The 10,620-nt window shown below is 70.5% G+C and carries 16 protein-coding genes; 14 read left to right on the top strand and 2 right to left on the bottom strand.

Going from position 1 to position 10,620, the window contains the following annotated elements; genetic code table 11:
• Position 1 precedes the first annotated feature (1 nt).
• A complete protein-coding gene (locus tag ACLQ2N_RS32580; protein ID WP_425818804.1) occupies positions 2–235 on the top strand; it encodes a hypothetical protein in 234 nt (77 codons plus the stop codon).
• On the opposite strand, the gene ACLQ2N_RS32575 is transcribed toward ACLQ2N_RS32580, so the two are convergent.
• A complete protein-coding gene (locus tag ACLQ2N_RS32575) occupies positions 225–473 on the bottom strand; it encodes a hypothetical protein (protein WP_425818802.1) in 249 nt (82 codons plus the stop codon). The genes ACLQ2N_RS32580 and ACLQ2N_RS32575 overlap by 11 nt on opposite strands.
• Entirely contained in the window at positions 470–712 is a 243-nt protein-coding gene (locus tag ACLQ2N_RS32570) for a hypothetical protein (RefSeq protein WP_425818800.1), read from the bottom strand. Before ACLQ2N_RS32570 ends, ACLQ2N_RS32575 begins: the two co-directional genes overlap by 4 nt.
• Positions 713–794: 82 nt before the next feature.
• Here ACLQ2N_RS32570 and ACLQ2N_RS32565 point away from each other — a divergent pair, with 82 nt between their 5' ends.
• The 13 genes from ACLQ2N_RS32565 (at position 795) to ACLQ2N_RS32505 (ending at position 10,579) form a co-directional block, all read left to right on the top strand.
• Positions 795–1,397 (top strand): hypothetical protein, encoded by a 603-nt coding sequence (locus tag ACLQ2N_RS32565; RefSeq protein WP_425818798.1) that lies wholly within the window; start codon positions 795–797, stop codon positions 1,395–1,397.
• 104 nt (positions 1,398–1,501) lie between these two features.
• Complete coding sequence (locus tag ACLQ2N_RS32560) at positions 1,502–3,514, top strand: 2'-5' RNA ligase family protein (protein WP_425818796.1); 2,013 nt, start codon at positions 1,502–1,504, stop codon at positions 3,512–3,514.
• Between the two features lie 166 nt (positions 3,515–3,680).
• Complete coding sequence (locus ACLQ2N_RS32555) at positions 3,681–4,991, top strand: phage major capsid protein (RefSeq protein ID WP_425818794.1); 1,311 nt, start codon at positions 3,681–3,683, stop codon at positions 4,989–4,991.
• Between the two features lie 86 nt (positions 4,992–5,077).
• Positions 5,078–5,338, top strand: a complete 261-nt coding sequence (locus ACLQ2N_RS32550) for a hypothetical protein (protein ID WP_425819014.1) — start codon at positions 5,078–5,080, stop codon at positions 5,336–5,338.
• A complete protein-coding gene (locus ACLQ2N_RS32545) occupies positions 5,335–6,582 on the top strand; it encodes a hypothetical protein (RefSeq protein WP_425818792.1) in 1,248 nt (415 codons plus the stop codon). Before ACLQ2N_RS32550 ends, ACLQ2N_RS32545 begins: the two co-directional genes overlap by 4 nt.
• A gap of 65 nt (positions 6,583–6,647) precedes the next feature.
• Positions 6,648–7,130, top strand: a complete 483-nt coding sequence (locus ACLQ2N_RS32540) for an IPT/TIG domain-containing protein (RefSeq protein ID WP_425818790.1) — start codon at positions 6,648–6,650, stop codon at positions 7,128–7,130.
• Between the two features lie 67 nt (positions 7,131–7,197).
• Positions 7,198–7,698: a hypothetical protein gene (locus ACLQ2N_RS32535; RefSeq protein ID WP_425818789.1), complete on the top strand. Its 501-nt coding sequence runs from the start codon at positions 7,198–7,200 to the stop codon at positions 7,696–7,698.
• A 12-nt stretch (positions 7,699–7,710) separates the two neighbouring features.
• On the top strand, positions 7,711–8,583 hold the full coding sequence (locus ACLQ2N_RS32530) for a hypothetical protein (protein ID WP_425818787.1): 873 nt from the start codon (positions 7,711–7,713) through the stop codon (positions 8,581–8,583).
• Positions 8,584–8,590: 7 nt separating this feature from the next.
• On the top strand, positions 8,591–8,920 hold the full coding sequence (locus ACLQ2N_RS32525; protein ID WP_425818785.1) for a hypothetical protein: 330 nt from the start codon (positions 8,591–8,593) through the stop codon (positions 8,918–8,920).
• Positions 8,920–9,450 (top strand): hypothetical protein, encoded by a 531-nt coding sequence (locus tag ACLQ2N_RS32520; protein ID WP_425818783.1) that lies wholly within the window; start codon positions 8,920–8,922, stop codon positions 9,448–9,450. The genes ACLQ2N_RS32525 and ACLQ2N_RS32520 overlap by 1 nt, the downstream gene beginning before the upstream one ends.
• A 100-nt stretch (positions 9,451–9,550) precedes the next feature.
• Positions 9,551–9,805: a hypothetical protein gene (locus ACLQ2N_RS32515; RefSeq protein ID WP_425818781.1), complete on the top strand. Its 255-nt coding sequence runs from the start codon at positions 9,551–9,553 to the stop codon at positions 9,803–9,805.
• Position 9,806: 1 nt separating this feature from the next.
• Positions 9,807–10,250, top strand: a complete 444-nt coding sequence (locus tag ACLQ2N_RS32510) for a hypothetical protein (protein ID WP_425818779.1) — start codon at positions 9,807–9,809, stop codon at positions 10,248–10,250.
• Complete coding sequence (locus ACLQ2N_RS32505; RefSeq protein ID WP_425818777.1) at positions 10,247–10,579, top strand: hypothetical protein; 333 nt, start codon at positions 10,247–10,249, stop codon at positions 10,577–10,579. The genes ACLQ2N_RS32510 and ACLQ2N_RS32505 overlap by 4 nt, the downstream gene beginning before the upstream one ends.
• Positions 10,580–10,620: the final 41 nt, after the last annotated feature.

The following is a 10,620-nucleotide window of genomic DNA, read 5'->3' as shown; positions in this document are numbered from 1 at the left end:
CATGAGGGTCATAGGCACGCTGGAAGACGGAGCCGCCTACGCCGTGGAAGTCACCGGCCGGGAAGACCGGCCGGTGACCGGCTCCCGCCGCGTACGGGCGTTGGTCGAGCAGCAGATTGGGAGCCCGGTCCTGCTCGGCCCGCTCGGGCCCCGGCGGGACCTGGTGGCCACGGACACCGCCGCGGTGCTCGCGCTGCTGCGCGACCGTACGAGGGTGGTGGAGGTCAGACCGTGATGGCGAATACCCAGAGGTGAGGGTCGGGGCCGGGCAGGATCACGTAGTGAACGATGGCGGTACGCGTCGTGATGACACGGACCGACTCGTCCATTTCGTACTTGTCGGCCTGCGGCCAGGACCAAGGGTCCTCGCAAGCTCGGACGATCGCCGCCTTGAGCTCGTCCCGGTCAGTTTCGGGCAGGTCGCGGATGGTCTGGCCGACTGCGGACGCGAAGCGGGCCGGGATCGCGGTCACTCGCCGAAGACCTCGGCCATGCTCATAGCGTCGCGCTCGGGACGGCCGGCCGCATCCCACTCTCGGAAGGCCCCGCGTGCCAGTTCAGTGGCCCGCTCTTCCCGGTCGGGTGCGCCCGGCGCTTCAGCGGCGCGCAACACGCGCTCCACGTACTTGTCGACCGGCAGCCCGTATCGGCGGGCGGAATCGGCCACTTGGTCCGCCAGGCGGTCGTCTACGGACACCGTCAGCTGAGTCATGCTTCGAGAGTAGCGAGCGGCGGGAACCGGCGGCAGGGGAACGGCCCGAGACGTAAGCGGCTCTGGCCCGGACCCTGCCGTCGTGGACTACGCATACGCCGTGAAGAACCTGCCCCAGCCCGCCGCCGATCCGGCCGGCGGCGCCCCGGCCGACCCGCCGCCCCAGGAGATGCAGCCGCCCCAGGAGGACGACGCGCGCCCCTGGGCCGGCGACGTCTATGACGAAGGCGACGAGACGGACCCCGCAGAGGCGTACGCCGCGCTGTCCGGGCCGAACGGTGAGCAGGCGTGGCTCGACAAGGCCGAGGACGGCACCCTCACCGGCTGGGTACGGGACGAGACCGGCCAGGTCTGGCGGTACTCCGACCCCGACACCTGGGCCATCGACGTGGACGACGCAGAGATGCAGGAGACCGGAGGCACCCACGGACAGCCGCCGGCCGAGAGCGCCGACGGCCAGGGCGCCGTGGTTCCCGACTCGGGCGCCGACACCCCGGACGGCGTGGAGCCACTCGAATTCGGCACCGCGGACGAGGTAGTCGACCCCGCAGCGGACCCCGACACCGAGGACGACCCGGCCGCAGAATCCGACGAAGACCTCGGCGACGGAGACGACCCCGACACCGAGGACGAGGACAAGGACGGCGGCTCGGCCAAGAAGAAGGGCAAGGCGCCGTGGCAGTGAGCCAACGGCGCAGGACGGCCCACCGCACGTCCAGCGCAGGACGCTAACCCCTCCACGGGGGCACGGTGCGCACCGCCCGAGACGTCCGCCAGGAGGAACCCGCCGTGCCCCGTACCCCGCCGCCCAGCCGCTCGCGCCCGAGCAGGGGCATCGTCCGCGCCATCTATGCCGTCACCGGCGTAGTGGATGAAGTCCAAGACCTCATTCTGCCCGGGGCGTTCACCCGGACTCTCGCCAACCGCAGGGTGAAGAGCGTCTGGCATCACTCCTGGAAGGACCCGGTGGGGAGCGTGCTGGAGGTGGAGGAATGGCTGCCGGGAGACCCGCGGTTCGCCACCATTCCCGACGGCAGTGTCTGGCCGCGCGAGGCGGGCGCGCTGGTGGCCACCGTCCAGTTCAACTTGGGCACCTCGTGGGGGCGCGACGCCTACGCGCAGGTCAAACAGTGGCACGAGAACGGCGAGGCGGCCTTCTCTATCGGATACAAGGTCACGCCCGGCGGGGCCTCCAAGCGCCACGACGGCGTGCGGATCATCCACGATCTGGACTTGTTCGAGGTCTCCCCAGTCCTGCACGGCGCCCACTCCCTCACGCGGAGCCTGGAAGTGAAGGCGTTCGCCGGCGGAGGCCAGGAAGAGCTGGAGCACAAGGCGACGTGGTCGGCCGTCGAGTTCAAGGCGGCCGAATCAAGCGTGGGCACTGGTGTGATGGTCGCGCTGAAGCTCCAGCCCGACGTCGCAGCGAAGATCGCGCATCCCGACGGCACCGCGGCCGAGCACTTGCACGTGACGCTCGCCTACCTGGGAGAGGCTGCGGAACTCGGGGGGCATCCGGACGACCTGCGCGACATCGTCGCACCGGCCGTCACCGGCAGCAGCCCGCTGGCCGGCACGATCGGGGGAATCGGCCGCTTCCCCGATACGGGAGACGGTGAGCCGACGTGGGTTCCTGTGGATGTGCCCGGCCTTGCGGAGCTGCGCCAACGAGTCGTGGACGCGCTGCGGACCTCGGTGTACGCCGACAAGCTCGACTCCCGGCACGGCTACACCCCGCACATCACCCTCGGCTACGGACTCCCGGAGATCGACCCGGTAGCCGCGACGCCCGTCACGTTCGAGCAGATCGCCGTTGTCCGAGGAGCAGACACCTCGTTCGTCCCCCTGGCCCCGGCGGCCGAAGAAGCCCCCGCCCTCGACCGGGCGCCGGCCGCCCAACAGCCGCCGGTCGAGATGAAATCGGCCGCGCAGCTCGTACTGGAAGCGAAGGCCGCCCACCCTGCCGCCCGTATCGAGACGAAGGCGGCCGCCCGCATCGTGCTCGAAGCGAAGTCCCTCCCATCCCCGGAGAGCATCATCATGCGCCCCATGCCCCTGTCCTACGAACAGCTTCACGCCCGCCTCGCCGACTCCGTCCGGCACCTCTTCAAGAACGACGAGAAGGGAACGGGCGACGGGTGGGTGTGCGTCGAGGCGACATACCCCGACCACGTCATCGTCACCCAGCACAACGACGACACCGGCAGCACGACCTTCTCCGTCCCGTACGTCATCGCAGGCCGGGACATCGACCTCGGCACGCCGACCGAGGTCGAGCTGACCACCGTGGCGCTGCCCATCACCGGCGACACCCACGGCGTCAGCGGCTCCGAGGAGACCGAAGCCCGGTTCGTCCAGCCCACAGCCGTGGCACTGGACGACGCCACAGCCCTGATCGAGGTATCCGACGCCGGCCCCGCTCACCTCGAACACCTCAAGCCGAAAATCAACCAGCTCCTCGCCACGCTCGCAAAGAAGGGTCTCCCCATGGACAAGCACAACAGCGCCCCCGGCCGTTCCTCCCTGAACCTGTGGGACGACGACTACGACGTCACCGACGGCTGGGACGACGACGAACCGGAGCCGGACACCGACGACACCTCCGTTCCCCAGGGGAACACCCTGGATGTCCCGCCGGCCGAGAAGCCCGAGGAGGGCGACGACACCGCTGTTCCCCCGGGGAACGCCCCGGACACCACGGGGTCCGGCAAGCCCGAGGACGACGACCTGGAGGACGACACCGAACAGGTCCGACTCGACGCCGACGAGGTAAAGGCCACACTGGCCTCCCTCACCCTCTGACCTGCACAAATACCGGGCTCCCGAGCGCACGCATTTTCGTGCCCGGGAGCCCGAGACGGTAACCCCCGCACTCCCTTTCCATAACGCCTCGCGTTGAGGCGTCCCGGTGCTGGCCGGGCGAGCGACGCACGCCATCGCCCATCCAGCACAGGAGAGTGCAACCACCATGGCTACCGCCACCGACAAGAGCCTCATCCGGTCCCTCAAGGGACAGCTCGCCGAGAAGTCGGCAGAGGCCGAGCGCATCGCGGGTACCTTCAAGGAGGAGAACGGCGCCTTCGTCGTCTCCACCGAGCAGCGCAACGCCTACGTCAAGACCGTCAAGGACGCGCAGGAGATCAAGGGCCTCCTCGACGCCGCGCAGGGCGCCGACACCCTGACCAGCTACCTCGACGCCCCCGAGGGCACCCCCGCGGCCGGCCAGTACTACGGCAGCGCCGCTACCGCCGGCCCGGAGGTCAAGAGCCTCGGCGACTACTTCGTGGAGTCCGACGCCTACCGACGCGCCGCCGAGTCCTCCTTCAAGGAACGCCCGTACATCCGGGCCGAGATCGAGGGCAAGTCCATCTTCAGCCTGTCGGCCGGCACCCACACCGTGCAGGCCCTCGGCTCCGCCCAGGACCTCGGCATCACCGACGCCCAGCGCCGGAAGTGGCACATCAGGGACCTGTTCCCCAAGGCCAAGACGAAGAGCGCCGTCCTCATCGGCATCCGCGAGACCGGGTGGGTCAACAACGCTGCGCAGGTACCGGAACGCCGCGCCGCCGACGGCGTGTCCGCGCCCACCGGACTCGACAGCGACGTGTTCGGCAGGGCCCCGCGCTCGAAGCTGAAGCTGGAGCCGATCAACTTCCCCATCGCTGAGATCGCCCACATGCTCGACGGACACAAGAACATCCTCGCCGACGAGCCGCGGCTGAAGCAGTTCATCAACTCGCGCCTCGTGGAGGGCATCAAGTTCGCCGAGGACTACGACCTGCTCCACTCCTCGGGCACCGACGGCACGTCCATCACCGGCCTGTTCAACACCCCCGGCGTGCAGACCTACGAGGGCCAGGCCAAGGACAAGTTCTCGATCCAGATGCGCCGGGCCATGACCCGGTCCCTGCTCGCCGAGTACGAGCCGACCGGCATCGTCATCAGCCCGACAATGTGGGAGGAGGTCGAGGTCGAGACCGACGACAACGGCGCCTTCCGCGTCGCCCTCCAGGTCGCCGTCGGTGCGCAGAAGCGCGTCTGGCGCCTGAACGTCGTGGAGACCACGGCCATGCCGGACGAAAACTACCTGCTCGGCAGCTTCGGAATGGGTGCCCAGCTCTACGACCGGGAGAACGTCTCGGTCACCGTCTCCTCGGAGAACTCGGACAACTTCGAGCGCGGCGCCCTCACGTTCCGGGCTGACGAGCGGCTGGCCTTGGAGGTAAGTCGCCCTGAGAGCTTCGTAGTTGGCTCCTGGACCACGCCGTCCGGCGGCTGACCCAGACGCGGAAACCTCACGCGGGGCCGGGCCGTACGGTCCGGCCCCGCACCCCTTTTCAGAGAGCGAGGACTGCCGTGGAAGACATGGAAGGGCTGGGCACGGCCCTCACCCGGCTCCTGGACGAGCCCGACCGCCCAAAGGGCCCGCAGTGCACCGTCGGCGCGATCCTCGACACGCTGGACGCGGCCACGGCCGCCAAGGTCCAGACCGTGCTCGACACCCCGTCCGTGTCCTCTACGCGGATCGCGGACACCCTCACCGAGGCCGGGCACCGCGTCCAGGCCCCGGCCGTCGCCCGGCACCGCCGCCGAGGCACCTCCAACGGATGCAGGTGCCCCCGATGAGCCTGGGAACCGACCTTGACGCGCTGCTCGCGGCGGCCGCCGCCGAGCAGAGCACACCACCCGAGACCACCCGGCCCACCGCTTCCGCCCCCAGAGGGTGGGAACCGGGCGTGCGGTACGAGCCCGGCGGCAGCATGCTCGTCACCGCGCCGGCCGCGGACCCGCCGCCCCAGGACGAGAACGGCTGGCGGGCCCGCGTGGAAGAACTGGGGCTGGTCGTCCCAGACGGCTACCGCGTGCGCCTGGTCGAAGCCCGCCACGACCCCGCCGCCTGGCACCGCGACGCCCAGGGCGAGGATGCCGTCACCCGGCCCGTATGGCGCTGCCGCTACCTCATCGAGCCGTCCATGCCCGGCTGGGCGTCCGCCGAAGACCTCAACGCCCTGATCCGGGACGTGATGCGCCGCCGCCGCACGCCGCGCACCCCCGCAGCAAGCAGCGCCCGCGCACTCGCCGTGGTGTACGCGGACCCGCAGGTCGGAAAGGTCGGCCGGGACGGCGGGACGAAGGAACTGGTGGCCCGTGTCGCCGAGCGGTTCGACCGCCTGGAGGACCACCTGCGGGACCTCACCAAGGTCGGACGGGGCCCGGACTCGGCGTACTGGCTGGATGCCGGCGACTGCATCGAGGGCTTCGAGAACGTCACCAGCCAGGCGTTCACCAACGACCTGACGCTGACCCAGATGGTGCGCGTGCACCGGCGGCTGACGTTCGAGGGCCTGGACCGCCTCGCCACCAGCTTCCCCCGTGTCGTCGCCGCCACCTGCGGCTCGAACCACGCCCGAGTAAGGCGCGGCAAGGACCCTGTCGGCCCGCCCGAGGACGACTGGGGCATCGAGGTCATGAGCCAAATCGCCGACGCCTACGCCAAGAACCCGGACGCATACGGGCACGTCTCGTTCGTGACCCCGGAGCCCTGGCGTGACTCCGTCAGCCTCGACATGGCCGGGACGATCGTCGGCCTGAACCACGGCCACCAGTACCCCCGCCCGGAGAAGGCCGCCGACTGGTGGCGCGGTCAGACGTTCGGCCGCCAGCCTGTCGGCGACGCCAAGATCCTCGTCTCCGGTCACTTCCACCACTTCCGCGCGCAGGCGGTCGGCGCCGGCCGCCTGTGGGTACAGGCCCCCACCCTGGACAACGGCTCGGACTGGTACGCGATGCGCTCCGGCGAGGTGTCCCAGCCCGGCCTGCTGGTCTTCTCCGTCACCGCCGACGGCTGGGACGACCTCCGCATCCTGTGACCGCGACCCAAACCCTACGGCTGCGGCACGCTGCACCCCCTCGTACTCGATCTGAAGGGAATCCCATGGGCCTCTACAACGCCGCAGGCGCCCGCATCACCAAGGCCGCCTTCCCCGCCACCGACGCAACCGACCCGCTGAAGCGGGTCACCGCCGACGTGTACGCCACCCGCCACTTCGACGAGGGCAGCCGCCCGAGCGACACCCGCGACGGCGTGCCCGAGGGGTCGATCAAGACCCTGCTGTTCAAGGCCGGGGCGATTCTGCGCCAGTCGCAGATCGACGCGCTGTTCCCCCCGGCAACGGTCGCGTCCGTCAGCCCGGCGACCGGCCCGGCCGCCGGCGGCACGGTCGTCACCATCACCGGCACCAACCTCGACGGCGTCGCCAGCGTCAAGTTCGGGGCCACCGCAGCCACGGACCTCAAGGTGCTGTCGGCCGGACGCATCCAGGCCACCACCCCGGCCGGCACGGCGGGCGCCGTCAGCGTCGTCGTCGGTGATGAGGCGGGCAACGTCACGAAGAACAACGCCTTCACGTACGCCTGACCGAGACGGTAGCGGCGCTCACGGTCCAGGGTCCTCCTTCCCGTACACACCACGGCAGGAGGACCCTGTGACCCCGCCCCGCACCCGCAAGACCACCACGGCCGACATCGAGGAGACGACTCCCCAGCCGGCCGAGACGACTGAGCCGACCGAGGCCCCCGAGAACAAGACGGCGGCCACCGAGACCGAGACCAAGACGCCCGAGCCCCCGGAGAGCAAGACGCCCGACGTCGCGCCGCTGGAGCCCCCGTCCGAGCCGGAACCCGCTCCGGAGCCCGACCCGCTCACCACGGCGCAGCAGCTCCTGCCCGCGCAGATCACCGGCCTGATCGTGGACGCGGCCACCGGCCAGGCCCCGCCCGACCCCGACACCGTGTTCGTGCAGGTGCAGCCGCCGCACGGCAACACCTTCCGCTGCACCGCGCGCCTCATCGAGCACTTCGGGATGGGCACCTACAACACCCCCGCCACGCGGCTGCTCGTGCCGGTCGGGGCCGACCTGAAGCGCGGCCAGATGGAGCGGGTCGTTGTACGGCTCCGTTCACAGCTCGCCCCGACCGCAAAGTAGGAGGACCAACAGGTGACGGTGTACGACTACATACCCGTCTACGGCGGCGCAGTGATCGACCCGGCGGCGAACGGTGGGGAGGTCTCACGGATCGACCTGTACGACAGTCCGGAACGCAGCGGCACCCCGGCGGCCACCGCCGGGCCGGCTGCGCGACTGCGCGATGCGGCTTACCGCTTCGCTCTGGCCGACCTGCCTGACGGGCGGTACTGGTGCATCGTCACCTTCACCCCAGGCGAGGGCCGCGGACCGGTGTCCGACCGCACGGTGAGGGTCGACTTCCCGGTCGGGACCGGCCTGCTCGCGTCTGCCGAGCAGATCGCCGACAAGCTGAAGGTGCCGCTGCCCTTGAGCGCACAGCAGCGTGAGACTTTCCGTGACGCCATCACCGACGCCCAGAGCGACGTCGCCGGCTATCTGATGCAACCCCTCTTGCCGCAGCCCAGGACCCTCGCGGGCGTACACCCCGTCTACGGGTGGGACCTGTACGACGCGCGGGCATGGCCGCTGCACGATGTGGACGACATAGTCACCGTCGTCTCCTACAGCGAGAACCCGGACGGCTCGTACGACGTGCAGCTCCTCACCGGGTTGAACGCCGCCCGGGAGGAGCCCATCGTCAGGTACGTCATCGCGCACGCCGCCGAGAGCATCCGCAACGATCCCGGCACGGCCGGAGGCGATGGTGCCGGCCGCCGGGTGACCTCCCTGTCGGCCGAGGGTCAGTCGGTCAGCTATGACGCCGCCCCCCTCGAAGGGCAGGCCGGGGCCCTGCCCACGCTCGCCTCGCTGGCCGGGTACCGCAAGCGGGTATACCGGCCCATCCCCGTAACCCCGGCAGCCCCGTGGCCGTACAGCCGCGGACGCCGCTACAGCAGGTGGTGAGCCGGCCATGGCTGTTCTCCTGCCCAACCGGCAACTGACCGCGTACGTCCTGGCCCATCCGTGGGGCCGGGACGCACGCGGCGTCCCCGTTCCGCCGCCGCCCGGAGCCCGGCCGGCGCCCGGCGAGCCCAGGCCGGGCGCCGCAAACGAACAGGCCGACGGCTCATGGACGCTGCGTGTCGCCCCGGAGGAGTGGCCGTTGAAGGCAGGCGACGTCCTGGGGGACGGAGAGCTCACCTGGACCGTGGTGACCGCGCTCCTCAAGAACATCCCTGGGCACGGCGCAGCCGACTACATCGCGGTCGTCGCCACCCTGAACCCGCCCGAGGTGCCCTGATGGCGAAGTTCCACGTCGAGCCGGGCCTGGAGCAAAAACTCGCCCAGCTCATCGCTCCGCAGGTACACGAGATCGCGCGCCGGGTCGAGCGGCAGGCCAAGGTCTTCGCGCCGCCGACGAAGAAGTGGATCACCGTCGCCGACGACAAGGTCCGCCCCACGCACGCCGCCGCCCACGGCCAAGAGGTGCCCGCGAACCTGCGCTTCAAGATCAAATCGATGCGCTGGGACATGCAGCACCGCGGCCTCGGCCCCACCACCTACATGAAGGAACCCCGGGACTCCTCATCCCGCGCCGTCGCCAACATCAAGAACTGCCGCTGCCACGCCCAGAGCATCTCGGACGGCATCTCCCGCAACATCCGCACGCTCCCGCCCGTCGTCGCCGGTTCCACCGTCACCGTGAAGGTAATCGCCGAAGGGGAATGGGTAGTCCCCGCCGAGATCGGAACCGTCTACCCCGGCAACCTGGAGGCCAAGGGCGCCTTCTACATGGCGCGGGCCGTGGCGGCCGTTGCCGCGCGCCGGTAGCTGTTCCCCGGGGGAACACCTTCCGAGCCGTACGCCGAAGATGCTCCCCCCGCATGCGAGCGGGCGACACAAGCCGTCCGCTCCTGCACTCTTCCGCCTCATGACGAACACCCGAAAGCCCTCCGCCACCGACGACGCCACCACAACCGCCGCCGTCCCGGACACGACCACCGCCGAGACCAAGACGGTCATCGGCCCGCCGCTCCAGCACGGACAGACCCCCGAGGAGATCACCTTCGCCCACCACCTGCGCATCGGCGGCCGCGACTTCCGCCCGGGGCAGAAGGCGCACGTCTCGCCCGATTACGCCCGCCAGCTCCGGGGCAACGGCTACATCGCCCGCGGACGCGCCTGACGTGAACGACGCCTACGCCCTCGCCGACGCCGACGAGGTCGCGGCCGTACTCGCCTGGCTCGCCGAGCACCCGAAGGTCACCGCGGCGCTCGGCGGGCCCGGACACGTCTCCGGCACACGGGAAGCGCCGTGGCCCCACCTGCGCGTCGCCGCCGGCCCGGGCGGTGATCTCGGCACCCTGACCTGGCGCACCGAACCGGAGGTGACGCTGGAGTTGTTCGGCGACCCGGGCGGCTGGCCCGGCCCGGCCGCACTGAGCAGGCTCCTGAAACTGTGCGCCCTCGCCGCGGCCGAGCTCCCCGGTGCGCCGCCGGTGCCCGGTCAGCCCATCATCAGCGGAGTCCGTCCCTCCGGCGTTCTCCTCGAATCCCCCCTGGAGACAGGCCAGCCCCGGTGGCTCATGGGCCTGCTCGTCACCCAACACCCCAACCCGGAAACCTCATGACTCACACCAGCACACCCGTCACCGAAGGCACCGTGTGGATCGCCCCCGCCGGCACCGCTCCGGACGAAGCCGGTGCGTGGACGCTCCTGGGCTTCGCCGAGGACATGACGCTCGAAGCGGCCGGCCCGGACACCCCGCTCCTCTCCACCAGAAGCGAGGTGACCTTCACCCTGTCGTCCCTGTACTGGCCGCGCGATTCGACCGCGCGCGTCATCGAAGACCATGCCCGGCGCGAGCGGATCGCCGCAGCATTCGCGGAGGCGCTGACCGCCGCATACGTTCCGCCGTGCCCGGCTCCCTTCCCTACCCGGCGCTACCTCGAACGCTAGGCCGCGGACGAGCCCGCCGTGCTTCCGAGCCCGGGACGGTA

This window comes from Streptomyces sp. DT224, from assembly GCF_049844595.1.
GTDB lineage: Bacteria > Actinomycetota > Actinomycetes > Streptomycetales > Streptomycetaceae > Streptomyces.
Note: the sequence above shows the minus strand (reverse complement) of the source record. Positions and strands in the feature narration are given on the sequence as shown.

Excerpts from the sequence above, each read along its gene's own strand:
- ACLQ2N_RS32525 (WP_425818785.1), top strand. The coding sequence starts at position 8,591 with ATGGCTGTTCTCCTGCCCAACCGGCAACTGACCGCGTACGTCCTGGCC.
- ACLQ2N_RS32555 (WP_425818794.1), top strand. The coding sequence starts at position 3,681 with ATGGCTACCGCCACCGACAAGAGCCTCATCCGGTCCCTCAAGGGACAG.
- ACLQ2N_RS32515 (WP_425818781.1), top strand. The coding sequence starts at position 9,551 with ATGACGAACACCCGAAAGCCCTCCGCCACCGACGACGCCACCACAACC.
- ACLQ2N_RS32540 (WP_425818790.1), top strand. The coding sequence starts at position 6,648 with ATGGGCCTCTACAACGCCGCAGGCGCCCGCATCACCAAGGCCGCCTTC.
- ACLQ2N_RS32505 (WP_425818777.1), top strand. The coding sequence starts at position 10,247 with ATGACTCACACCAGCACACCCGTCACCGAAGGCACCGTGTGGATCGCC.
- ACLQ2N_RS32570 (WP_425818800.1), bottom strand. The coding sequence starts at position 712 with ATGACTCAGCTGACGGTGTCCGTAGACGACCGCCTGGCGGACCAAGTG.
- ACLQ2N_RS32550 (WP_425819014.1), top strand. The coding sequence starts at position 5,078 with ATGGAAGGGCTGGGCACGGCCCTCACCCGGCTCCTGGACGAGCCCGAC.
- ACLQ2N_RS32545 (WP_425818792.1), top strand. The coding sequence starts at position 5,335 with ATGAGCCTGGGAACCGACCTTGACGCGCTGCTCGCGGCGGCCGCCGCC.
- ACLQ2N_RS32520 (WP_425818783.1), top strand. The coding sequence starts at position 8,920 with ATGGCGAAGTTCCACGTCGAGCCGGGCCTGGAGCAAAAACTCGCCCAG.
- ACLQ2N_RS32580 (WP_425818804.1), top strand. The coding sequence starts at position 2 with ATGAGGGTCATAGGCACGCTGGAAGACGGAGCCGCCTACGCCGTGGAA.